Below are 23,300 nucleotides of genomic sequence, written 5' to 3'. Positions count from 1 at the left end.
CTTTCGCTACCTCCATACCGGCGAAAGCATGTCCCGTACCCCGATACGGGGCCGGTATCCAGGGGTGGGGGACCCACACCACAACGGACGTCGCCCCACCACCCAATCCCGCTATTCGCCCCACCTGCAACCGTCTTCCCCGTGAATGCCCGAAGCCCAGGGGTGGGACGGGGAGCCCCCGTTCGCCCTGAGGGAAATCGAAGCCTGTCCTGAGGCTCTCGAAGGGGGTGAACGGGGGCCCGCCATCCCCACACGGCGCATGCCACCTACCCCTCTCGTCCCCCCTACCGGTCGTCGTTCTCCAACCCCATCACCAGCGCCAGATGCTCCACCTGCGCCAGCACGTCGTCCACCGGGTTCAGCACCACCAGATCCGCCCCCGCGTCAACAATCTCCTGCAGCCCCGCGGCCACCTCGCCGCTCGGCCCCCGCAGGCTCACCCGCTCGCCCAGGTCCGCGTTCCCGATGCTCCGCTCCGCCCACTGCCGCATCCGCGCCGTCGCCCGCTTGACGCTGTCGTCCAGCGCCAGAAACTGCCGCTTGGCGATCGTGAACGTCGACCGCTCCCGCCCCGCCGCGTCCAGCGCCTCCCGCACCAGCGCCGCCTGCGACCGGAACGTCTCGACCGTCGACGAGCTCGCCCCGATCCACCCGTCCGCGATGCGCACGGCCCGCCGTATCGCCCCCTCGCTCCCGCCGCCCAGGTATATCGGCATGTGCCCGCGACCCGCCGACTGCACCGGCTTCGGGTCCAGCGTCGCGTTCCGTAGCGGCCAGAACGCCCCGTCGAGGTCCACGTCCTCCTCCGTCCACAGCCGCTGCATCACCTCCAGCCCCTCGTTGAACGCCGCCACCCGACGCTCCGGCGCCGTCCCCGGCATGTTCTCGTTAACATAAAATCCGCCCAGCGAGAGCCCCGCAATCAGCCGCCCGCCGGAAAGCTGGTCCAGCGACGCCAGCGACTTCGCCAGCCGCGCCGGGTTGTGCCACGGCAGCGGCATCGTCGCCACCCCCAGCCGGATGTCGTACGTAACCCCCGCCACAAACGATAGCAACCCCAGCGGCTCCAGCCACGTCGTCCGCCCCATGAACCGGTCCTGCACCCACAGGCTGTGGTACCCAAGGTCCTCGGCCCGCTGCGCAAACCGCGAGATCACCGCCGGCTGCACAGCCCCATCCGGAAACGCCTGCGGCAACGAAATCCCAATCTTGGCCTGATCACCAAGTGCCACGCCTGTCTCCTGTAAGTATTCAGCTACGGGAGATGACTGATTGTCTTTTTGTAAATCATATGCATAACAAATGTTTTACAAACAATAACCAACTTCACTAGACAGCAAGCAGCCAATCTGAGGGCCGCCGGGCAGGCGCAGCGTAGCTGCCCGCCACCGCACGGTCAACCGCCGGAGCCGTCCCCCCATCCCCGCTACTGTGATTCCTGCTCCCTCACTCGTCATTCCTGCGAAGGCAGGAATCCAGAGGGGCAGGGCCGGGAGGCCGTTCGCCCTCAACCCCGTCGAAGGGCGCCCCTGACACACGTATGGGCAACCCATGTGGTTGTCCTCTCCCATGCCACTCCCACCCTCCATCCCGGCGGAGACCGGGATCCACGGGTCGGGCGGGGCCGTGCACCCTGAGGGAAATCGAAGGGCGAACGGGGGCGCCGCAGCGCCCACCCCCACCGCGACCGCCATCTCCCCCACCACCCCCGTGCTACAATCACCCCCGACGCAAAGGAGGCCCCATGCAAACAAAAAGCGGAGTAAAACTCGGAATCGCCGTCCCCCAGGGCTTCGCCGACGGCCAGGTCGACATGGCCCTCGTGCGCCGCTTCGTCGCCCGCGCCGAGGCTCTTGGCTACGATGACCTCTGGGTCGCCGAGCAGATCACCGGCGCCATCGCGTCTCTGGAGCCCATCGGGCTGCTCTCCTACGTCGCCGCCTTGACCGAGCAGGTGCGCATCGGCGCGTCCGTATTCGTCAGCACCCTGCGCAACCCCGTGCAGTTCGCCAAGGCCCTCGGCACCCTCGACCACCTCAGCGAAGGCCGCCTCACCGTGGGCCTCGGCCTCGGCACCAACACCCGCATGTACCCCGCCTACGGCCTCGCCGAGGACCGCCGCGTCGCCCGCTTCACCGAGGGCATTCGCATCATGAAGGCGCTCTGGACGGAAGAGGCCGCTGATTTCGAGGGCAGCTACGCGACCCTCTCCGGCGTCAAGATGGAGCCCAAGCCCGTGCAGAAGCCGCACCCGCCGCTCTGGTTCGGCGCCCGCGCCCCCGACGCCCTCCGACGCACCGCCCGCCTCGCCGACGGCTGGATGGGCGCCGGCTCCAGCACCAACGAGGCCTTCATCCGAGAGCGCGGCGAGCTCATGAACATGCTGGAAGAAGAAGGCCGGGACCCCGCCACCTTCGGCGTAACCAAGCGAGTCTACCTCGCCATAGACACAGACGAAGCCCGAGGCTGGGCCGGCCTCCGCTCATGGATAGGCGGCTTCTACGGCAACCCGGACCTCGCAGAACAATGGAGCATAGTAGGCCCCGCCAACTACATAGCAGAAAAACTAGCGGAGCTGGTCAACGCCGGCGCCAACCACCTCCTCCTGAACCCCGTCCACAACTACATGGACCACCTGGAAGTAATAGCAGAAGAAGTAGCCCCGCACATTTGAGGAAGCCACCCCCCACCTCCATACCGGCGAAGGCCGGTATCCAGGGGAGGGGCCGTTCGCCCAGAGGAGAATTGAAGTCTATCCTTGGGCGTTCGACGGGGAACCGACCAATCCCCTATCACCCTCTCCGCAACCACTCTTGGATACCTCCTACGCTGGAGTTTAGGAGAGAGACCAAGAGAGCACTTTGCGCGTGTAGTAGGTATTCTTTGGCATCGAACACGCGGCAGCCAGGCCAGTTCATCGCTCCATCCGACACCTCCTCGCCCCTGTGAACGGGTGGACACGGAAGGAAGAGAGTATCCTGTGAACATGTCCTAAGTATCTCCTCCGTGACTTGGTATGGGAGGAATAGATCCCTTATCTTCTGTTGATCTTCGTCGGTTCCTGCTGTCGGCCAACAGTCGGTATAGATGACATCTGCATTGGCCAATGCTGAGTGCATATCTTGAGAAACAGATACTTCCCCTTCGGCATCGCGTGCGATCCCTTCAAGGAACTGCGCTTCGACCTCATATCCCGCAGGACACACTTGGACGACGTGTATAGGAAATCTTGCCGCGGCCTCGAACCAAGAGTGCCCGAGGTTCGTCGCCTCGCCGACGAATGCGACACGCAAGTCGGCCAAGTCGCCTCTCTGTTCCCTAATATAGGCCAAGTCTCCCAGTATCTCGCAGGGGTGGTTAAACGGTGTTCTGGCGTTTATCACCGGGATTTGAACCGAACGAGCCAGCCTCAGCATCTGGTCGTGTGCTATTGTCCTTGCGACGATGGCATCGAACCAGTTTTCCAAGTACCGGGCCACGTCTTCCAGAGGTTCGTTTGCGTTGATAGTGCCTAGAATCTCGAAGGACTTACCACCGAGCTCAGCTATGCTTAACTCGAACGCAGCTCGGTTCCGGAATCCCGTTGCACCCCACATCATGGCGATGCGCCGCCCCTTGAGGGCTGATGGAGACCTCCCTCTCACCCACAACTGGCGGAAGATCTGCGCCGCCTCAACTAGGTCGCCCAAATCGTCAGCAGACCAATCAAGGAAAGAAATGAAGTCCTTTGGCATAACGTCGCCTCCCTGCATCGTTTGGCCATCCGGTGATTGCCTTCCAACACAAAATTAAAGGCCTCCCCGCCATTCCGGGGAGGCCTTTAGAAATGCAAGAGAATCTCTAAGAGATTACGTCCTCCCGAAAGCCGTAGCCGTTCGACCGAACCTGTTTAAGGTCGGCGCATTTACGTGGGCTTTGGGGACAAACGACGTCTCCATTGCCTCTTTAGTCTAGCAGATGAGAACGGGGGCGCGCCAGCGTCCAGCACCCACCCCCTACACCCCAGCCCCCGCAGGCGCATGCGCCTGCAAGAACCGCCGGGCATGCTCCACCACCTCGTCGACGTGCTCCTGCGTGTCCTTCCACGGGTAGATCGTCACCTCCGAGTTCGGCGCCAGCCCCGCGACCTCCATCGCCACCGCGTACGGGTGCGCCGTGACGTCGTCCGGCGCGATCAGCAGCGGCGTCTGCACCGACCGCACGAAGTCGCGAGACACCGTGAACACGAAGTCCGCCCGATTCGTGTACATGCTCGTCAGAAAGTCGTGCACCATGTCCATCGTCACGTCCGGGCGCTTCTCGCACAGCGGAGGCCCCCAGCCCGTGATGTTGTTTTGGTAGAACAGGTCCGGCGCCTCCGGCCGGAACCCGCTCGGCTGCATCATCGCCGCCGCCACGATGCGCTCCCCGGCCAGCCGCAGCAGGTTGTGGATCATCGGCCCGCCGATGCAGAACCCCATCACCAGGAACTCCCCGATGCCCAGGTGGTCCATCAGCCCAAGCTGGTCCTCCGAGTACGCGTCCCACGGCCGGTCGATCTCCACCGGCCCGCTCGACTGCCCCAACGGCGCGTTCCGAAGGTCCGCCGCGATAACCCGGAAGTCGTCCCTGTACACCTCCAGCGGGTTGAACGGCACCGACGACTGCAACCCCGCCACCGTCGAGTTCAGCCCTCCGCCCGGAATCACCATCAACGGGAACCCGGCCCCGGCCTCCTCGTAGTAAATGCGAGTCTTGCCCCTCTCATAAAACGGCATGGCGCTCCTCCTCTCTCTGTGTCGCCGCTGACTCTAAGCCAGCGCCCAAGAAACAGTCAACATAACGCCGCATCCGTAGGGGCGACCCTCCAGCCGCCCTGGCCGCCGTTCGCCCTGAGGGAAATCGTAGAGCCGTGCGCGCCCCATGACGCGAACCACCCCCGCGACCGCTCACATTGACCGGCCCCCTACTCCATCGCGTCCATCAGCATGTGCAGCGTCGCCTGCCTGAAAGAGGCCGTGCCGAACCCCTCGCAGAAGTTCCATACCACCTTCATCCGCTCCGCATACTCCTGCGGCAACCCCTCAGCAATCACCCGAGGCCCCCCATCCTCCAGCGCAACAACCCGCCACCCGCCGTCGCCCTCTTCCACGTCAAGCTTGATGTCCTCCAGGGCCGTACCCTTCTGTGCCATACAGAAATCCCTTCTCAATCTTGCTGTTGATGTCCCCGCCTACCCCCGCCGCGTCATTCCTGCGAAGGCAGGAATCCAGAGGTGCAGGGCGAGGGAGCATCCCCAACGCGCAAATTCGCGGAAATGCCCCCTACCCCTTCATCTCCATCCCGGCGAAAGCCGGGATCCAGGGGTGGGCGGGGCCGTTCGCCCTGAGGGAAATCGAAGCCTGCCCTGAGGCTCTCGAAGGAGCGGTACGGGGGGCCGCAGGCCCATTGGGTCACCCCTACGCCTTCACCCCGCTCCCAAACGCCGCCCGCACCGCCTCGATGATCTCCCCCATCGCACGCACCGCGATGTCCACCGACGGCGGCATGTTGTAGAAGTTATGGCTCGCACCCGCGTAGTAGCTGAACGTCGCCGCCACCCCCGCCGCCTGCAGCCGCTCCGCGTACGCCTCCGTCTCAGACAGCAGCGGGTCGTATTCCCCCGCCATCAGCAGCGCCGGCGGCAGCCCCGAGAGGTCCTCCGCGCACATCAGCACCGCGTACGGGTTCTCCCGGTCCTCCGGCCTCTGCAGGTACTGCTCCCAGTACCACATCATCGTCCGCCGGGTGAGGAAGTACCCCTCCGCGTTCCGTAGGTATGACTCCGTGTCGAAGTCCAGCCCAAGCATCGGGTTGATGATCGACTGGTGTACGATCGACGGCCCGCCCCGGTCCCGCGCCATCAGCGCCACCGCCGCCGCCAGGTTCCCCCCCGCGCTCTCGCCGCCGACCGCCAGCCGCGACGCGTCGCCCTTGATCGACCCCGCGTTCGCCGACGCCCACTTCACCGCCGCGTAGCTGTCCTCCGCCGCCGCCGGGAACGGGTCCTCCGGCGCCAGCCGGTAGTCGACCGATACCACCACGCACTCCGCGCCCAGGCACAGCCGTCGGCACGCCGCGTCGCACGTCTCCAGCGTCCCGACGACCATCCCGCCGCCGTGGATCCACACCAGGATCGGGAACGGCCCGTCGTCCCCCGGCCAGTACACCCGCACCGGCACGTCGACGTCCATCCCCGGCACCGTCAGGTTCTCGACGGCCCCCACCTCCGGCCCCGCCCCGCGAGGCCGCATCTTCGCATTCTCCCGCGCCTTAACCGCCCCCACCTCATAATGCGGCGGCAACCCCAACGCAGCTATCTGATCAAGAAACTCCTGCACCTGCGGATCAACTGGCATATCCCTATCCCTTTCCTACCCTTGCGTCGTTCCTGCGAAGGCAGGAACCCCGACAAACCTGACCACTCCCTCCGCCCTCGTAGGGGCGACTCGCGAGTCGCCCGTCCCGCCAACGGGCAGGAACCGCCCCCGTTCGCCCTGACCCCGTCGAAGGGCCGTCCACCCCCACCGCCTCCATCCCGGCGAAGGCCGGGATCCAGGGGAGGGCCCCCCGCATCCAACAACGCCGCGCTAACCAACCGCCGTTCGCCCAGCCCACGTCGAGCAGCGCGCAGCCGTAGGGGCAACCCTCGTGGTCGCCCTCACCTCACGCCCCCCTACTCAATCCCAAACAACCCCGCCGCGTTGTCCCACAGCACCTTCCGCTTCTGCTCGTCCGACAGCGACCCGTCCGCCACAAACGCGTCCAGCTCGTTCGGGAACGACGCCAGCGCCGGCCACGGGTACTGGCTCCCCCACACCACGGCCTGGTCGCCCACCTCGTGCAGCACGTCGGCCGTCCCCGTCTCCCACGGCTCCATCGCCACAAACCCCTGCCGCTTGATGACATAGTCCGGCGGCAGCACGTTCGGGCAGTCGATGCCGAACGGGATCTCCCCCCAGTGCTCCTCCAGCCGCTCAACCCAGAACGGCAGCCAGCTCGCCCCCGCGCCCAGGACCCCCACGTTCAGCCCCGGGTACCGCTCCAGCACGTTCTGCGCGAACAGCGACAGCATCGCCACCCACATCTCGTACGTGTTCGACACCGCCTCGTGCGAGAACCGGTCGTCCGCGTACCGGTCCGCGCCCAGCTCCGGCAGCACGCTCCCCGTCGCGCTCGACACCACCAGCGGCACGCCCAACTCCAGCGCCGCCTCGTACAGCGGGTCGTACGCCCGGTTGTGCAGGTCCCGATGTACGATGGGGTTCGACCGAAGGAAGCCCGCCACGAACCCGTGCTCGACCACCGACCGCCGCAGCTCCTCGACTGAAGCCTCGACGCTCTGCAGCGGCAGCAGCGCGATCCCCTTCAGCCGCCGCGCGTCCGCCTTGCAGTAGTCCGCGAGGTAGTCGTTGTACGCCCGCGCCATCGCCGACGCCAGCTCCGCGTCGATGTGGTCGCTCCAGATCGCGTACATCCCCGCCGTCGGCAGCATCAACCCCACGTCCACGCCCTCGATGTCCATGTCGGCAAGCTGCGACTGCGGGCTGAAGTCCTGCGACACCGCATTCGCGTAAATCTCGCGGTACGTCGCATTCGCGATGAAGTCCCCCGCGTTCCGGGACACTGGCCGCCCATTCACCACCATCGCCCCCCGGCTCTCGTCCACGCGCACCCCCGCCTGCGACTTGTACGGCTCCTCCAACCACCGCTCCCAAAGGTCCGGCGGCTCGATAACATGCCGCACCGTATCGATGACTTGGAACTGACCCTTCATTCAAGCCTCCGTGGAGATTGCAGGGTTGTTGCACGGCCGTTCGCCCTGAGGAAACTCGAAGGGGGGGAACGGGCTTGGGCCACGCCATGCTAGACAGCCCCTGCAAGGGCGTCAAGGCAAAGCGCCCCCACCCCCGTCATTCCCGCCCCCACCCCCGTCATTCCTGCGCAGGCAGGAATCCAGAACCCCGCAACCAGCCACCGCAGCATCCTCCACCCCGCCAGCGTGATTCCTGCGACGCAACTTGTTGTTCGCCCTGTTCCAGCGGGATGGCGATGGTGATGACGAGGTTGTTGTCGCCGTCCACCGTGATCTCGTCCACCACCTCCCGCAGCACGCCACGCTGTTCCTCGGCGGACAGCCTGTCCAATCCCTGCGCTATAGTCTCCGCCCACACCTGCACGCTCTCGGCCAACTCTTCGCGGGAGACCTCAGTCGACGCGCGGGACCGGTACTCCTCCGCCTTGGCCTGCAGGTGCTCCAGCCGTTCGGTGATGAACTTGCGCTGGAGGTCCAGCATCTCCTCGGTGACCCTGCCGGTGACGAAGAGCCGGACGAGCCGCTGCTCCTCCAGCTGCACCTCCCGCAGGTCACGCTCGACCTTGGCCTGTTCCTCGGCCAGGGGTGCGCCGCCCCCCTTACCCAGGGCCGCGATGCCAGCGATGATGACGCTGGGCTCCTGCAGGACTCCCTTGACCTCCTCCCACACGCGCTGCTCCAGGCGCTCTGCCTTGATGGTGGGCTTCTCCCGGCACCGCAGGCGCAGGACGCTCCCCGTGCACGCATAGTAGCGCAGGGGCACCTTCAGGTCATAGGCGACCCGCTTGCCGCCCCGGGTGGCGTGGGTGCGCCAGCGGGAGACGGCCCGGAACTTGCGCCCGCACTCCGTACACCGTAGCAGGTGCTGGAGCAGATAGAGGGCCTTGGTGTTGCGCCGGGCGGCGCTGTACCGCGCCCGCTTGGCGGCCTGGGCCCCCTCCCACGTCTCCTCGTCCACCAGGGGCGGCACCGGCACCGCGATCCAGGAGTCGGCCGGCTGGGGGAAGACGCGGTTCCCCTCGTCGGTGGCGATGTTCCTGGTCCGCCCGAAGGCCCACGTCCCCGTGTAGACGGGGTTGCCCAGGAGCCGCTGCACGACGGAGGGGTGCCAGGTGCGGCCACCACTTGCGGTGGGGACGCCGTCGTCCGTCAGGTCCCAGGCGATGCGCTCGGCGCCGAGCCCCCGGTGCACGTAGTCATGGAAGATGCGGCGCACCACCTCAGCCTCGGCCTCGACGACTTCAGCCCTCCCGGCGGCGTCGACCTGGTAGCCGTAGGGCAGGCGGCCGGTGGAGATCCTGCCCTGCTTGGCGGCGCCCCGCTTGCCCATGGCGGCCCGCTCCCGGAAGTTGTCCAGCTCGATCTTCCCGATGGCGGCCCTGAGCCCGAAGGTCTTCATGTCGATGGCGTCCATGACCGACTCGATGCGGAGCTGGTAGGCCTCCACCACCTCCATAAGGGCCGCCGCGGGGAACATGCCCCGGCTCAGGCGGTCGGACTTCCAGCAGACGATGACGTCGAAGCGGCCGTCGCAGGCGTCGGCCAGCATGCGCTGGAACTCGGGGCGCTTCTTGGACCAGCCTCGCCCTACCTCCTGGTAGCGGGCGACGATGCGGAGCCCCCTTCGCTCGCAGTGGGCCTCCATGTCGGCGACCTGCTCGCCTAGGGACGTCTTGTCCTCCTCGGCCTGGCTCTTGTCGGAGACTCGGGCGTAGATGGCCGCCCGGTTGGGCTCTCTTGCTGTGTGCAGTTGGTTCGGCATGTGTACCTCCTTCTTGCGTTGCCCTCTGAAATCAAAATGACCCGCCTCCTGTTGAAAGCGGGTCAGCGAGTGCTAGAATGCCTTCGCATCACCTGCTCAACCAGGTGGCGCCACGGCCCGGGGTGTTGCCAGCACCGCCGGGTCATCTCCTTTAATGCAGATTACCGCCTATAGCTGAGAGCGTCAATTCGCCAGTGTCGCAGTTCATGGTGCTTCAAGGGTCTGGTGACCGGGAAGCAGTTCCCTTGCTGGCCAAAGGCGTTTGGGGTCTGACTTGCAAGATGGACCCATGCCGAGAGGGTTCAGTTCGCGGTGCGCCCGGCCTGATGGTCTAGCTGCGGTCGTTAGCGACAATGCTCAGGCGCACCTATCGTGACAGCGACTCATCGGGAGGCGCCTCACGTGACGAGGATTCATCGGGGCCTCGGGGAGGGGCCTCAGTGGAGTTGTGTCGTGCAGAGGCGAGAATGATGGCAAAGGCCCGCCGCAGCCGATCCTGTGCATCGGGACCGGGATTGAAGCGCAGCCGCACATTACCTAGTTCGACGGGCCTTGGTTGCTTGTGACGTGTCGCGGATCTGTGTCGTTCCTCTCCCAATGAAACGGACCTCGCTCAGGCAGAGTAGTCCAAGTGTATGCAAATGCTCCTGGACTTGCTCTATAAGTCTGGCCGTGCAATGCGGGGGCAGGTAAGCCCATCCGAGGGAGTGCACGGAGGTACGGCCCTACACGCTAGGTGACGGTGCAGATTCTGTTGCCAACCATAACCCCTCGGACGAAGAGTAGGGTAGGTGGGTAACTGAATCTGGAGCGGGGCTAGGGTGTAGCCAAGGTAGACTATAGTGCCGCAAGCTTGGACGAGCTAAGCCCGGAGGAATGGAGGAGCATTGTCCAGGGAGGGTGTGTTCGTCGATTAGCTGGCATTGACTGAATCTGTCGGCCATTCTAGCGGCAGCGACTGCTGCTCGACAATCGGTGTGGTAAGCATGTGGTCCAGCCCGAGAGCCTTGGCCAGGGACAGCAAGGCCAGGAGGTGTTGTGCGTTGGGAGAGACGCCGCTGCGCCATCGCCTCAGGGTGAGGGCGTTTGTCCCCAGGCTGCGGGCAAGGTGGTTCCAGGTGAACCCGGACGCCTTTTGGAATCGTTGCAGGCGTAGGGAAAAGTCGGCCGGGAAGGGTTGGTGGGCTCGGCGAAAGGTCCTGTGGCGCCGTGGCATGGAATCCTCCTAACGCTGGGCATTCGGGAGCTCGTCGATCAGCAGGACATCCAGGCCATGGGGTATGCAGGCCGCCAGGCGAAACAAGGAGTGCATTGGTCCGCCACTGGGTTCCGAGCCTTGGCGCCAACGCAGGACTATTTTCGGATCGACGCCGAGGCAATCGGCAAAGGCATTCCACGTAAGCCCGCTCGATTGCTTCAGCAGTTCGAGGCGCAGGGCAAAGTCTTCTGGGAGCACGCCGGTCTCGAGAGCAGCTGGGCGTCTGACCAAGGAGGCTAGGACGTCTTCGCTGGGATGGTAGGGCGCGAGGTCGATGATTTTCATGTAGTGGTCCCTCCTCTGGAAGGGTGGCTCCGTTCAATCAACTGCGAGCAATGCCCAAGTTTGAGTCCAATGATGACTTGGTTCTGGCATCCCCCAACGTGATTCCGAGAGCAAATTCGTGGCAACTATGGCTTTCCGTGCCAGCGTGGCTGTGCACCTCTCCTCTCAAGCCTCCATCATCGAGGTGTTCGGCTGAATCGCGTCGTGCAGTCGACTTTGAACTATAAGCTATACTTAGTCAGAAACTATAAGTTTTCATAAGTCTACTTGTCAAGAACTATTGTTCTGTTATCATGGTCGCATCGGCTGAATTGGAGGGTTGGCGCACATGGCGCAGAACCATGGCTACTACTGGCAGGAACTTGGCGCTCGCATTCGTGACGCCCGCACGAGATCCGGCATGACGCAGAAGAGTCTCAGTTCGATCCTTTCGGTGAGTCAGCATGCGGTGTGGTGTTGGGAATTCGGGAGGATGAAACCGACACCTGAGCACCTGACGGCGTTGGCACAGGTGTTTGGGGTTAGCACAGATTGGCTGCTGGGCAGGAACGAGGCAATGGCGGATCTCTTGAATGAGAGCGAGGTCTCCTTCCGGCGGGCAGTGGCCGATTTGCCGGCGGAGGACGTTGAGACGATTCGTGACTTCATTCAATTCGTGCGGAACAGGCGGCGGGGGCGCTAAGAGTGTTGAAGCCGAATAGGGCGAGACGAAGGGCCATGGAGCTCCGAACCAAGTTGGGGCTGCGCGGACAGGTCGACGCTGAGGCGGTGGCGAACCTACTGGGCTTGACCGTTGTGCCCTTACAGTTGGAAGAGTTGCAGGAGCTGATGGTAGACGATTGCATCGGCGTAGCGGATCGGTTGGCGCCGGCGTGGCGCCGGTGGGTCATTGCCCACGCCGTCGGCCACAAGGTCCTACATCCGGGTAACCACCTGTGGATGCGAATGCATACAGGATTAGCAGGCAAGGTAGAACGGGAAGCGGAGGACTTTGCCCAGGCTTTACTATTGGATGCGACAGAGGTAGTTGGCGAGGGCCTGTCTGAAGCGTGGGAGATTGCCGAAAACTTTGGCGTGCCGGAGGAGTTGGTCTTGCTGCAAGCCCCTTTATTCTTCGAAGGATACGAGGGTGAGTTGCAGTGCTGACTACTCAATCACAGTTGGAATGATTGGCGACCTACGGCAGTGCTGAAATTCACTGGTCATTGTAGGGAGCAAACTATCAATTCCATTGGTCAAATCGGCAACGACGGTGCCGGATCCGACGGCACAATTTCCCATGGCTATCACATCAGGACAAAGGAGCCTATTCAGCAACAGCTCAATCTAAGGGTCGGAATGGCCGGCCAATTGCTCGCGACAGACGTTGATGGGGTGGGCAGTTGGGATTCCCGTCAGTCAATGTAGCACGGGGTTTTACTTGATCATTTGCAGGTGTCAGGCCCGAAAGTGGCTCTCTCAGGTTGATATGGTCGAGTTACCATGTATAAGGCGAGCTAAGACGGGCTTCATCCGACGGCTATGATGCCTAGGCAACTCTCGTACTAGTTGGGTAATGTCCCGGACAAGGATTGTATGCTGAACCAAGGTTCCCTCTATGATGCACGACCGAGTGAAGTAGGGCTGGCTCTGTCCGGTGGGGGATTCCGTGCAACGCTGTTCCATCTTGGCGCTGCATGGAGGCTCAATGAGCTTGGTTTGCTGAGGGCAATAGATCGCATTTCGTCTGTTTCCGGTGGCTCACTTCTGGCCGGCCTCTTGGCCATTCGGTGGTCTAGTCTTGATTTTGGCGAAGGAGTAGCCTCCAACTTTTGCCGGGAGGTCGTAGAGCCCATATGGAACCTTTGCGGCCGAAACATAGACGTATGGGCAACAGTGCGAAGTCTTATGATGCGTTCAAACGCCCTACCCTACTTTTATCGTAAGCACCTTGTCGGGGATCACACACTTCAAGACATGCCGGACGCCCCAGAATTCCTTTTCAACGCTGCCCACCTGGAAACGGGCCGAAACTGGACGTTCTCTAAGGCCGCGATGAGGACGTACATGCTCGGTATTGTTGAGAAACCTAACGTCTATCTGGCGAATGTTCTTGCTGCCTCCTCGGCATTACCTCCAGTGTTTCCTCCTATGATTCTCAGGTTGGATCCAGACGTCTTTCGAAGGTCAGAGTACGCGAGACTGTTCGACCGTGTTGACCTTAAGCGGAGGGTGTCACTGTTGGATGGAGGGGTATACGACAACCTCGGCGTACAGCCGATTTCCAGATTTGGGACACTCTTGGTCTCCGATGCTAGTGGCCCACTCGAATCTGAGATTGGCGGCGCTCCGCTTAGGACCCTTTTCCATCGCACGATGCGCCCGATTGCCATCGCCGTCGAGCAGACGAGGGCTCTTAGGCGGAGGGACACATTGAGACAACTTGAGAATGGAGAGAGGCAAGGCGCCTGGTGGGCCGTCGGTACGAGGACTCAGGCCTATCCCGTAAAGAGCCCTTTCGAGGTAGCAGAGGGATGGACGGCACTGCTTGAATCGACCAGAACGCGCCTGAACTCGTTCAGTGACGAGGAGAAGGCCCGCATGATCAATTGGGGCTATCTCCAATGTGACCTTTCGGTCCGCTCACACTACCGCAAGGAGGCTAGTCCCCCTATTTCTCTTCCGTATCCGGAATACTCCTTTGACAGGGACCCGAGCGAGGCCGTTCGCTAATTCATCTTTATCGTACGACAATCACTGTCACCCCTAGTTCATTGCGTGGTTTAGCCCTGTTCAATTGGCACCTGAGTCGAGGCATCAGGGTAATTTGGCGGTTGAGGAGAAGTGGTCAATCCTAACGGCTATCTCATTGTGAGGGATGCGGCACCCTGGGTGAGATTGGAGCGCGCTTAGTCCTGATACAAGACTCTCTGCGTTGGCCACGCCAGCGTAGAATAATTGATCGATCATCCACAGAACGCTTCGGCACGCAACCGACATTGAAGAGGCAAATGCTCGTATCACATCGTCGCTGGTGAGCAGAATCCACCGCCTGATCGTGGCCAATGCCAACGCGAATGAATCCTGAAGGCAAATGGTCGGAAGCTGCCGCCTAAAGCGCATGGCGCTGCTGACCTCGTCCCCATTGAGTTCCTCCACTCTAAGGCCGAGGGGGACTAAGCCGGACCCGGTGGTGCGATTCACCAATTCAGCCCTGCAAAGCAGGTCTGGAACAGTGAATTGGTAAGGAAGCCCGAGACACTTTTCAAGGAATCCACCACGCTGTAGGTCCAAGAATGCGGACGAATCGGCGACCATGACATTCACTGGGTTAGCTCCCCTTCCCACAAAGCATCCAGATCAGAAACCGCCCTTTCGAGAAGCTCGGAAGCCTTCGATTCTGAGATCGCCCGTTCTGCCAACGCGCGAAGGCACAGCCTCTCGAATCGTCCGAAAGGGCTATCCAGTATATCAAGTGGTTCTCTGTACGGGGGGCTCCTCCATCCGTTTTCTTCAAAAATATCAAACAGTCTCCCCATGAGCGCCTGACTAATTATTCCTAGGTCTTTGCATCTGTATGTGATTGCTTGTACGCTTATGCCGAATACTAGTTTCAGAGCGAGAAGTTCCTTCCAATCTATTGCTGAACGATGCTTGCCGATCTTGGCCCAGAGTACCTCTTCCGGCATGAGGAACGCGCCGGCGAAGCGGTAAGCTGCCTTTTCTTTATCAATTCCCGGCGTAACATCAAGAACCATATGCCCTATTTCATGGGCAATTGTAAATCGCTGTCGATCCCTTGTATGATCCAGGTTCACCACAATCACATGGGCTTCTTGCAGACCTTCTCCGAGTACCTGGGCGGTAAGGCCATCAACTCCTGACAACTCACAGAACAAGACCTTGACACCTCTGTCCTCCATTAACTCAGCCATGTCAGGAATCGGATTGTTCCCCAACCCCCAGTCATTTCTCAATCTGCTGGCCGCCCTGTCGACCTCTAATAGATCATGGGTGACGGGATAGGGAGCCGACATGGGTTCTTGCCAATGAATACTGGGCAGGTTGAGTATCCTCTCAATTGTGAGGTAGCGTTCGAGTTTATGAAGAACCGTGGCTTTGATTCGGTCTTCCTCCTTCTTGCTCGCAATGCCTTTAGCGCGAAACTCTACCGACTGAAGGCTAATGCTCGGGTTCCCAGTAAGGTAGTTGACTGAAATCCAAAGAGCGTCAGCGAGGGCAATCAGGACACCAGAGCTGGGCATGCTCTCATTGCGTTCATACTTGCCAATCGCCTGAGCCGAGACCCGATTGTGAATGCGGTCGCTTAACTCTCGAAGTGAAAGTCCTGAGGCGGAGCGAGCCAACTTCAGTCGATCGCCTATCATCCCTTACCTCCCTCCTCTTGACCAGTTTACAATTGGTGGTATAACATCGAAAAATGTAAACTGTCAAGTTGGATTTACATGGCAGGCCTGCCCACAACACCAAAGCAAGGGTCGGGTTTGTAGAATGTCCCGTTCCCCAGGGGTTGTTGGAGACTAGAGGTTCACGGGCCTTATCGTATAGAAAACAGTAAAGGAGACTGGAATGGAAGCTAACGTACGTTTTTTCCCCATAGGCAACGCAGACACGTGTTTAGTTGATGCTGGCGGCTGCAAGTTCGTGTTTGACTTTGCAGCGCCAACACTCCAAGGCGGCGATGATCGCAGGATTGACTTGGCCCAAGCGCTTCGTGCTGAGTTTGAAAATGAAGGGCGCGACAGTATCGATGTAGCCTCGTTCAGCCATCTCGACTCAGATCATTTTGCGGGGGCGTCGGAGTTCTTTCATCTCGAACACGCGGAGAAATACCAAGGGCCCGGCCGGATTCGCATCAAGGAGATGTGGGTGCCTGCCGCTGCCATCCTCGAAAGTAAGTGGGACCAGTCTCCGGAGGGTCGAGTCATTCAAGCTGAGGCACGTCATAGATTGAGGGAAGGCAAGGGAATTCGAGTCATTTCCCGCCCCGAGGTTCTCAACGACTGGCTGCGGAATCAGGGAATTGCCCCCGGCGCTCGTCGCAACTTGATTGTCGGTGCGGGCGACCTTATGCCGGGGTTTAGCTTGGAGAGTACAGGGATCGAATTCTTCGTTCACGCCCCTTTCTCCGACCAGCGCGACGAGAGTGAAGTGGACCGCAACGGTGAGTGCACGGTCTTTCATGCTACGATCAAAGACGGTCCAGGCCAAGTCAAGCTCATGCTAACCGGCGACTCACCCTACGATGTACTCGGTCGGATCGTGGAGACTAGCGAGAAAGCGGGAAATCAGGACCGGCTGGAATGGGACATAATCAAGGTGCCTCATCACTCCAGTTACCGTTCTCTTTCACCCGAAAGGGGTGATTCGGTGACCACTCCCGTACCGAGTGTCGGCCGACTGTATGAGAAGTATGGAAACACGGCAGGGACGATAGTATCTCCCAGCAAGACAATTCCTAGTTCGGACGAGATCCTTCCGCCCCACAGGCAAGCTGCCGAATACTACAAGAAGGCGGCACAGAACATAGCGGGGCACTACCTTGTTACGATGGAACATCCCGCAAAGGAGAGCCCAAGGCCAGTGAACCTGAAAGTTAGTGGCAGGGGCTTGGGAGTCGCCCTCGAAAAAGTTGCTCCAACTGTAACTGGAGCAGTTATCACTAGCCCGCCTAGGGCCGGAGACCACGGGTACTGATGAGTGATTATGACTTCCAGGCAGCCGGGGTGCTGGTCGAGCCGAGACATCTGACCATCCCGAGAGCTAGGAGTGTCGCCAGATTCGCTAGAACGACTACTAACCCGAATGTCCAGCTATTGAATTGCTATGGCTCCAGGGACGACGGAACCGAGGCTGTTGAGCTAGCCATATCAGCGACAGTACCACAGCGACCTGTGCATGACATCCGCCACACCGAACCCATCCTATTAGTGTTTCGCCAAGATGATGGCATGCATCCCTATGTTGAAGCCCTGAGACGGGACTTCCCTCGAGCACCCCATACAAACCTTACAGGGCCAGGTGAACCGAGAAGTTTGTGTCTCTACTATGAGCCTTGGGAGGATGTCAGGATAACTCTCACGGCACCCAGGTTAATCGCGCGAATCATGTGGTGGCTTGAGAAAACGGCTGCTGGCGTCCTGCATGGAGACAACCAACCCCTGGAACCCCTGATATTCGATCCTGTTCAGAACCTAATTGTTCCTAGTGGCCTGTTTTCCGCCGCGAGCACAAGTGAGGGCATGATCCTGACGTGTGAGACAGTGGGGGCCAACCTAAGACTAAGTAGAGACCGACCTACCTCGTCTGGAGAGGATCAGAATCGTCGGTCCATTAGTTGCTTGGCGCTAGTGGTGACGTGTCAACCCGAACAACATGGTGTGATTCAAGCGACACCGAGGACAATTAGAGAATTGCACGAACTTTTGCTCCCAGTCGGAGTTGATCTAGTGGGAACCCTGCGTGAGCGGCTCTATGGTCTGACAAGCAATACCGAGGCAATGCGTGGTGTCGATGGCTTTAGTCTGGTTCTGCTGGTGCGTCTTCCGAAGACTAGGGTTGCAGGTGGGGAGGTCGAGTCGGAGGAGCTACGGGCGTTTGCCTTCAAGGGGCCACTCAGTGCCGTAGCGAGGGAAGTGTCTAGTCTATCGTGTGATACCGACGAGAATAGAATGGTAGATGCAAGCGAGAATGTAGAGCTTGTGCCCTTAAACCCTAGGCCAGGGCTTACACGAGCGCTAGCGGCGGAGGTCAATGGTCAACACCCAAATGCCTCTCATGTGATCGCCGTGGGCCTAGGATCTCTCGGTTCACAGGTGGTCGTCAACCTGGTTCGGGGAGGTTTCGGTCAATGGACTTTGGTTGATAACGACCTCCTGCAGCCACACAACATGGGTCGCCACGCCCTCGGGAGTTGGGCAGTGGGGTGGCCCAAGGCGATAGGGTTGGCAGAGATGCTGAACACCATTGTCGAAGGGCCGGCAATAGCACATGGTGTCGTAGAAAGCGTGGGAAGACTTAATGCCCCCACTAAGCGGTCACCTGCAGAGTGGAGGTCCGCCAGCACTATTCTTGATATGTCCGCGTCTATTGCCGTTGCACGCTATCTTTGTCACAACATTCAGTCGTCGGCCCGTCGGGTTTCATTGTTTCTCAATCCCTCTGGTACTGCACTGACGTTGCTTGCAGAGGACAGGGAAAGAAGCGTTCCTCTCGATTTCCTAGAAATGCAGCACTACCGAGCGCTGACCCACGACACAGACTTAGCGGGGCTTCTCTCTCCACCCTCCACGATGCGTTCCGGAGTGGGCTGTCGGGATGTTTCCACGCAGATTCCTCAAGATATGGTTAGCGTCTTTGCTGGTATCGGGAGTCGGTCAATCAGGCGCACCGACGAAACGGACAGAGCACAAATTGTAACCTGGAAACTGGATGAGCCTACAGATTCGATTATCTGTACAGAGATTGAGGTATCGGGTGTGCACCGCAGAAAAGAGAATGGGTGGCGAATCTTCTTTGACTCAACACTGGAGAGGAGACTGAGGGATTACCGCAACGCGAAGTTGCCGAGTGAGACTGGTGGAATCCTGATAGGCTCTTCGGATATGGGGCGCCGGATAATTTACGTTGTCGATGCGACTGAGGCGCCACGAGATAGTCAGGAATGCCCCCACGGCTTTCTTCGTGGCTCGCAAGGTCTTCAACAGGCAGTTCAGAGGATACAAGAGGCGACCAGTGGCATGCTGGGGTATATCGGCGAATGGCATTCACATCCACCGAAAACAACCGCTGATCCCAGCATCGCGGACAGGAAGGTGATGGAGTGGGTTAAGGAGACACTGGACGACGAAGGTCAAGTTGGGATCGTCGGGATTGTCGGCAGTAAGCGGAGGTTGAATTTCATTCTTTGCGGTAGCACACTCTATTGACTACTTGACTACTCCACCTTCGTGCCATCGGCATTTGGGCCCAACACAGAGATGGCCCGAGGACTGGTTCTCCCAGCAAGCCAAGGAGACCACCCGTAGCAGACGTGACCGCCAACTACAATTGAGAATCCGCAGAAATTGGGCCTGGTCACCAAATACCATGAGCCACCGAAGCCTTCTAGCAGTAGGGCGCCACGCTGGGCCTGTCGACGATGGCATTTGAAGTTGATGAGATTACAGTCTGTCGGTGAAGCGACAATGAAGGTCGCAGTATTTGCTCCTGTCAAGACACGGTGCCTATTGGGGAGGCGCTAGAGGGGAAACTCGAAACAGCAGGGAAGGTCGTGTCAAAAGAAAGTTAAGGGGCACTGGCAAAGGACATGGAGTTGCTCGTGGTCTAAAGTTCGACCGGCACGAAGAGCGAAAGGGCAATAGGCGCCCCTAGTGGTTATATGTCCTGCCGTTGCTGCTGAAACGGGCTCCTTAAAGTAGAGATTGCCGGGCTACCTAATCGCTCAATGACAAGCTGGCAGAATCGCATACCTGGCGTAAGGGCACAATCAAGCATCCCGTTGTTGAGAATCTCAAGCCTGAGTTGACCCTCAAAGGTTGCGTGGACAGTGGGGGCGGTTTGGTGGATGGATATGCCAATTCTGGCAAGGGAGCTTCTTCCTTCAATTCTGGCTGCTAGGTAGTTCGGCAGCCTAATATACTCCTTCGTGTATGCAAGCACAAATGACTTGGACTTCAATATGAATTGATCGCCATCCTGAACTGTCGTTTCGTCTGCGAATCCCGATATGATCGACTCTATGTTGTCAACCTTGGTCGGATCGAGAATCGTTGTAACTCCCTCCTTAGGTTCCTTGAACACCGTGAAATTGTTGCCGAGGCGTAGGTCAATGGCAGAAGGACTAACTTGCTCAGGTGAAATCGAGGGATCGAAGGAGAGCCGACCGGTACCGATTTCCATCCAGAGTTCTTGGTCGCTAAGTACCATTGGTCAAATCCCATCCCGTAAACTTCAAGACGGAATCTCTCTCTCCCTCTGACACTAAGATTCTTGGACCTGAAGTTAGTGTTTCGACTGGAATGTCGACGAGGAGCCCTCCCTCTACATCTGCAACGATGAGGCCTTGGAGAAGGCGGGCAGTAGCATTTACGAAACGTTTGGGGACGAAGGATATGTAATGTTCTCCGTTCGCTATGAAGTGAACTACGAATTCCTCGTCCCTACCGAGATCCCTAATCAGTTGACAGTTTACCCAAACCTGTTGAGGCTGGGTTCTCCATCTAGGAATCTTGAGTGTTGTCATTGCATCTCCCCATAGGTTCGATAGAAACCCCAAATTGATTGTATTCGGTACTATAGCACCCTAGACACTAAAGTCAATTTCCATTCTTATGCCTTCATACGATTGCTGTTTTGGAGACTAGCGTCCTAGGTGGTCGACCTCAGTAATCGGTGTTCGAAAGGCTCCAATCATCGGGAAGGGTAGACAATCCGCAAGGGCAGGACTATTCGAGAGCGACGCATGGCGGCCTGTGCCGCCCGCTGAAAGTGCGACGCCGAAACTGCATCAGGAAGGATGACGGTGAGCTCAGGCCGTGCCCCATGGTCGTCCGTGGGTCTACGGGTCGCAAAGTAGCGCAGATAGGGTGCCAGCCGTTCCGCCATGATGACGGGCCGCACCGCTCGGCGCTCCCACTCCAGAAAAAAGGGCACGTCCCGTCCCGGTTGGCGCAACAGGCCGAAGGCGTCTGGGTGGACGGCGTAGCGGTGTCCATGCAAGGAAAAGTAACGCGACGCCCGGAAGGCCGGGTCCATCTGCACCACCTCCCATCCTTGAGACCTTGCCCACACCGCCAGTTTCGCCATGAAACCATAGACGGCGTCCGTGTGCTCGAGGTTGCGCAGCAGCTGTCGCGTTACCCTGCCGGCGACGTCTCGCCAAGAATGGGACGCGGCCGTGTCTCGAAGCGTGGCGCCCCACCTATCCCGCAGGACGCTTATCAGCGTGCGGTCACGCCTCCCCAGCCAGGCCAGCCCCCGGTCGGTCACAGTCAATCGCCGCATCCCCTCTATTGCCGACTCCGCCACAAGCCCAAACTTCCCCAGCCGCGCAAGCACCTTCAGCACCCTCTCTTCATTCACCCCCAGCATCCCCGCAACTTGCGCAGAGGTGACCCAGGGCCAGTCGAAGACCAGATCAAGAGTACGCTTCTCAGCGGGCTTGAGCAGTACCGTCAGGAGGTGCTGGGGTGTCTCGGCGTCGCCGTCACCAAGCGCCAAGTCCCCCGGCATCAACACCTTCCGGTGCCACGGCTCCGCCGGCACGATGCCGCCGGGCCGCAGGTGGGTCAGCACGTAGCGCAGGCCCAGGTCCGCGGCGATGGTGGGGGGGTGCCAGACGGACGACTCCGGTTCGGCGCCAACCGCCTCCCCCTCGACGGCAAGGAAGACGCGGACCGGCGCCCGGGCCAGCAGCCGCTGGGCGTGGCGGAGCCGCACGGGATCGGGCATCAGGATGAGGAGCGCCCCGGGCAGGGGTCCCTGGAGGAGGTTGCGGACCCGTTTGGCGGCCCCGGTCCGGTCGCTGGTGTGCCCGAACCGAAGGATGCCCAGGGAGCGGCCGCCGGGCAGGGCCATGGAAGCGTCCAGCCGCAGGGCCCGGTGCCACTGGAAACGTACGGCCCCCTCCTCGATGGCAATTGCCGCCGCCAATCGGTAGATGCCGGCGGCGCCGTCGAGGCGCTCCAAGAGTGCCCGCTGCCACTCGGCCGACAGGGGGTTGTCGAGGAGGAGATCCTCCGGCCGCATGCCCTGCTCAAAGGCCAATTGCCGCAGCCCGTCGGGGGTGGCGTAGTAGCGGCGGGTGAAGGGGACCAGGGGTGTAGCGTGGGGGAGCCAGGCCGCCAGTCCGTCCCGCACCAGCCGCGCGGCGGCTCGGTAGACGGTGCGGTCGGGCAGCCCTGAGAAGGCGGCCAACTCCAGCCGATCGGCGAAGGGCGTCTCGACCAGCTGCCGGAGGACGGCCAGGGGGCGCGCTCCGAGCCTCATTCCTCCCGCTCCTGGCTGCCGGCCCGTGCCGCCGGCTTGTCGGGCTCGCCGGCGTCGGCCTCCTTGCCCTTGCGGGTTCGGCCCGCGTGGGGCTGTTTCGCGGCCGGTTTCTCGGGGGTCTTGTCGGTGATCCCCGCCAGGCCCCGGCGGTAGGCGGCGATCCGCTCCTCGGCGTCCGCGTCCCGGTAGGCCACTTCCTCCACCGCCGTGGTGTAGTCCAGGGATGCCTCCCGGATCCGGACCGCCGTCTCCGGGTCGCCCTCTTCGGGCTTCCGCACCTGCATGGAGAAGGCGGGCATCCGCCGGGTCCCCACCGTGGCCCGCACGTAGCAGTGGTGGACCTCCAGGGAGGTGACGTCGTCCTCGGTGACCCGTTCCTTCCCCAGCTCCCAGACCAGCTGCCGGGCGTCGGCGCCCGACACCTGGAAGACGGCCAGGCAGCCGACGTTGGCCAGGAGGGGGTCCCGCATGCCGCGGGAGAGGTCCTCCAGCTTGGACAGGCTCTGGCTGGCGAGGATGAAGCTGGCCCCGAACTTCCCCAGCTCCGAGAGCATGCCCTCGTAGTCGACGCCGGGCATGGTCTGCATCTCGTCCACGACAACGAGCACCCCCCGCCGCCGCTCGGGCGGCAGGCTCCCCTGCTCCCGCACCACGGCGTCCACCAGGTTGAGGAGGGAGGCCCCCACCAGGGCGGCGACGTCGCGGCCCGCCTGCCCTTGGGCCGTGGAGATGAGGAGGACACCGCCGTCCAGGATGGTGCGGCGCACGTCGACGGTGGAGGCGGGCTGCCCCAGGATGGCCCGGGCGCGGCGGGAGGAGGCGTAGTAGCCCAGGCGGGTCTGGACCGGGGCCAGGGCCTCGGCCCGGTAGTCCCGGTGCCAGCCGCCGAAGTCCCGTGCCCACCAGTCCAGGAGGTAGGGGTCGTCGACCCGGGCCAGCACCTGCCCGCGGAACTTGGCGTCGGAGAGGAGTCTGAGGCCGTCCAGGATGGTGTGCTGGTCGCGGGCGTCGGTGTCGGGGTGGGCGTTGGCCTCGTGGAGGGTCTTGACCGTGTGCTCCAGGATGGACTGCATCCGCGGCCCCCACTGCTCCCAGAGGCCCCGGGCCACGCGCACCACCGAGTCGGCGGTGCGGTCCCGGTCGGCGAAGACGTGGGCGTCCAGGAGGTTGAT

Annotated in this window: 19 protein-coding genes; 6 read left to right on the top strand and 13 right to left on the bottom strand. The window is 61.2% G+C overall.

Going from position 1 to position 23,300, the window contains the following annotated elements; translation table 11 throughout:
* Nucleotides 1-284: 284 nt before the first annotated feature.
* Entirely contained in the window at nt 285-1,232 is a 948-nt protein-coding gene (locus OXC99_00145; protein ID MCY4623411.1) for an LLM class flavin-dependent oxidoreductase, read from the bottom strand.
* 512 nt (nt 1,233-1,744) lie between these two features.
* On the opposite strand from OXC99_00145, the gene OXC99_00140 reads away from it, so the two are divergent.
* Nucleotides 1,745-2,674, top strand: coding sequence for a TIGR03619 family F420-dependent LLM class oxidoreductase (locus tag OXC99_00140; GenBank protein MCY4623410.1), 930 nt, complete (start codon nt 1,745-1,747; stop codon nt 2,672-2,674).
* Nucleotides 2,675-2,792: 118 nt separating this feature from the next.
* Here OXC99_00140 and OXC99_00135 read toward each other — a convergent pair whose 3' ends face one another.
* The 7 genes from OXC99_00135 to OXC99_00105 all read right to left on the bottom strand — a co-directional run bounded on the left by OXC99_00135 (nt 2,793) and on the right by OXC99_00105 (nt 11,139).
* A complete protein-coding gene (locus tag OXC99_00135; protein ID MCY4623409.1) occupies nt 2,793-3,734 on the bottom strand; it encodes an ornithine carbamoyltransferase in 942 nt (313 codons plus the stop codon).
* 261 nt (nt 3,735-3,995) lie between these two features.
* The gene (locus OXC99_00130; GenBank protein MCY4623408.1) at nt 3,996-4,757 is read right to left on the bottom strand and encodes an alpha/beta hydrolase; all 762 of its coding nucleotides are present in this window, start codon (nt 4,755-4,757) and stop codon (nt 3,996-3,998) included.
* Nucleotides 4,758-4,945: 188 nt separating this feature from the next.
* Nucleotides 4,946-5,173, bottom strand: coding sequence for a hypothetical protein (locus OXC99_00125; GenBank protein ID MCY4623407.1), 228 nt, complete (start codon nt 5,171-5,173; stop codon nt 4,946-4,948).
* Nucleotides 5,174-5,438: 265 nt separating this feature from the next.
* The gene (locus OXC99_00120) at nt 5,439-6,377 is read right to left on the bottom strand and encodes an alpha/beta hydrolase (protein MCY4623406.1); all 939 of its coding nucleotides are present in this window, start codon (nt 6,375-6,377) and stop codon (nt 5,439-5,441) included.
* Nucleotides 6,378-6,694: 317 nt separating this feature from the next.
* Nucleotides 6,695-7,795 (bottom strand): amidohydrolase family protein, encoded by a 1,101-nt coding sequence (locus OXC99_00115; GenBank protein MCY4623405.1) that lies wholly within the window; start codon nt 7,793-7,795, stop codon nt 6,695-6,697.
* 157 nt (nt 7,796-7,952) lie between these two features.
* Nucleotides 7,953-9,596, bottom strand: coding sequence for a recombinase family protein (locus OXC99_00110; protein ID MCY4623404.1), 1,644 nt, complete (start codon nt 9,594-9,596; stop codon nt 7,953-7,955).
* 1,225 nt (nt 9,597-10,821) lie between these two features.
* Nucleotides 10,822-11,139, bottom strand: a complete 318-nt coding sequence (locus OXC99_00105; protein ID MCY4623403.1) for a hypothetical protein — start codon at nt 11,137-11,139, stop codon at nt 10,822-10,824.
* A gap of 328 nt (nt 11,140-11,467) precedes the next feature.
* On the opposite strand from OXC99_00105, the gene OXC99_00100 reads away from it, so the two are divergent.
* The 3 genes from OXC99_00100 to OXC99_00090 all read left to right on the top strand — a co-directional run bounded on the left by OXC99_00100 (nt 11,468) and on the right by OXC99_00090 (nt 13,851).
* Nucleotides 11,468-11,821, top strand: coding sequence for a helix-turn-helix transcriptional regulator (locus OXC99_00100; protein ID MCY4623402.1), 354 nt, complete (start codon nt 11,468-11,470; stop codon nt 11,819-11,821).
* A gap of 35 nt (nt 11,822-11,856) precedes the next feature.
* Nucleotides 11,857-12,285, top strand: coding sequence for an ImmA/IrrE family metallo-endopeptidase (locus OXC99_00095; protein ID MCY4623401.1), 429 nt, complete (start codon nt 11,857-11,859; stop codon nt 12,283-12,285).
* Nucleotides 12,286-12,714: 429 nt separating this feature from the next.
* The gene (locus OXC99_00090; GenBank protein ID MCY4623400.1) at nt 12,715-13,851 is read left to right on the top strand and encodes a patatin-like phospholipase family protein; all 1,137 of its coding nucleotides are present in this window, start codon (nt 12,715-12,717) and stop codon (nt 13,849-13,851) included.
* A gap of 590 nt (nt 13,852-14,441) precedes the next feature.
* On the opposite strand, the gene OXC99_00085 is transcribed toward OXC99_00090, so the two are convergent.
* Entirely contained in the window at nt 14,442-15,506 is a 1,065-nt protein-coding gene (locus OXC99_00085; GenBank protein ID MCY4623399.1) for an XRE family transcriptional regulator, read from the bottom strand.
* 202 nt (nt 15,507-15,708) lie between these two features.
* On the opposite strand from OXC99_00085, the gene OXC99_00080 reads away from it, so the two are divergent.
* Nucleotides 15,709-16,836, top strand: coding sequence for a hypothetical protein (locus OXC99_00080; protein MCY4623398.1), 1,128 nt, complete (start codon nt 15,709-15,711; stop codon nt 16,834-16,836).
* 683 nt (nt 16,837-17,519) lie between these two features.
* Entirely contained in the window at nt 17,520-19,067 is a 1,548-nt protein-coding gene (locus OXC99_00075) for a ThiF family adenylyltransferase (GenBank protein ID MCY4623397.1), read from the top strand.
* A gap of 448 nt (nt 19,068-19,515) precedes the next feature.
* Here the strand turns inward: OXC99_00075 and dcd are convergent, their stop codons facing one another.
* The 4 genes from dcd to OXC99_00055 all read right to left on the bottom strand — a co-directional run.
* On the bottom strand, nt 19,516-20,067 hold the full coding sequence (gene dcd, locus OXC99_00070) for a dCTP deaminase (GenBank protein MCY4623396.1): 552 nt from the start codon (nt 20,065-20,067) through the stop codon (nt 19,516-19,518).
* Nucleotides 20,057-20,383, bottom strand: a complete 327-nt coding sequence (locus OXC99_00065) for a hypothetical protein (protein ID MCY4623395.1) — start codon at nt 20,381-20,383, stop codon at nt 20,057-20,059. Before OXC99_00065 ends, dcd begins: the two co-directional genes overlap by 11 nt.
* A gap of 167 nt (nt 20,384-20,550) precedes the next feature.
* A complete protein-coding gene (locus OXC99_00060; protein ID MCY4623394.1) occupies nt 20,551-22,128 on the bottom strand; it encodes a replication-relaxation family protein in 1,578 nt (525 codons plus the stop codon).
* The coding region (locus tag OXC99_00055; GenBank protein MCY4623393.1) for a type IV secretory system conjugative DNA transfer family protein at nt 22,125-23,300 on the bottom strand (1,176 nt) is incomplete at its 5' end. The genes OXC99_00055 and OXC99_00060, both read right to left, overlap by 4 nt.

This window comes from Chloroflexota bacterium, from assembly GCA_026713825.1.
GTDB lineage: Bacteria > Chloroflexota > Dehalococcoidia > Lucifugimonadales > UBA1127 > UBA1127.
The sequence above is the reverse complement of the archived record's forward strand: the minus strand, read 5'-3'. Positions and strand labels throughout refer to the sequence as shown.

Excerpts from the sequence above, each read along its gene's own strand:
- OXC99_00110 (MCY4623404.1), bottom strand. The coding sequence starts at position 9,596 with ATGCCGAACCAACTGCACACAGCAAGAGAGCCCAACCGGGCGGCCATC.
- OXC99_00090 (MCY4623400.1), top strand. The coding sequence starts at position 12,715 with ATGCTGAACCAAGGTTCCCTCTATGATGCACGACCGAGTGAAGTAGGG.
- OXC99_00130 (MCY4623408.1), bottom strand. The coding sequence starts at position 4,757 with ATGCCGTTTTATGAGAGGGGCAAGACTCGCATTTACTACGAGGAGGCC.
- OXC99_00125 (MCY4623407.1), bottom strand. The coding sequence starts at position 5,173 with ATGGCACAGAAGGGTACGGCCCTGGAGGACATCAAGCTTGACGTGGAA.
- OXC99_00100 (MCY4623402.1), top strand. The coding sequence starts at position 11,468 with ATGGCGCAGAACCATGGCTACTACTGGCAGGAACTTGGCGCTCGCATT.
- OXC99_00135 (MCY4623409.1), bottom strand. The coding sequence starts at position 3,734 with ATGCCAAAGGACTTCATTTCTTTCCTTGATTGGTCTGCTGACGATTTG.
- dcd (MCY4623396.1), bottom strand. The coding sequence starts at position 20,067 with ATGGTACTTAGCGACCAAGAACTCTGGATGGAAATCGGTACCGGTCGG.
- OXC99_00115 (MCY4623405.1), bottom strand. The coding sequence starts at position 7,795 with ATGAAGGGTCAGTTCCAAGTCATCGATACGGTGCGGCATGTTATCGAG.
- OXC99_00140 (MCY4623410.1), top strand. The coding sequence starts at position 1,745 with ATGCAAACAAAAAGCGGAGTAAAACTCGGAATCGCCGTCCCCCAGGGC.
- OXC99_00065 (MCY4623395.1), bottom strand. The coding sequence starts at position 20,383 with ATGACAACACTCAAGATTCCTAGATGGAGAACCCAGCCTCAACAGGTT.
- OXC99_00085 (MCY4623399.1), bottom strand. The coding sequence starts at position 15,506 with ATGATAGGCGATCGACTGAAGTTGGCTCGCTCCGCCTCAGGACTTTCA.
- OXC99_00060 (MCY4623394.1), bottom strand. The coding sequence starts at position 22,128 with ATGAGGCTCGGAGCGCGCCCCCTGGCCGTCCTCCGGCAGCTGGTCGAG.
- OXC99_00080 (MCY4623398.1), top strand. The coding sequence starts at position 15,709 with ATGGAAGCTAACGTACGTTTTTTCCCCATAGGCAACGCAGACACGTGT.
- OXC99_00120 (MCY4623406.1), bottom strand. The coding sequence starts at position 6,377 with ATGCCAGTTGATCCGCAGGTGCAGGAGTTTCTTGATCAGATAGCTGCG.
- OXC99_00095 (MCY4623401.1), top strand. The coding sequence starts at position 11,857 with ATGGAGCTCCGAACCAAGTTGGGGCTGCGCGGACAGGTCGACGCTGAG.
- OXC99_00105 (MCY4623403.1), bottom strand. The coding sequence starts at position 11,139 with ATGAAAATCATCGACCTCGCGCCCTACCATCCCAGCGAAGACGTCCTA.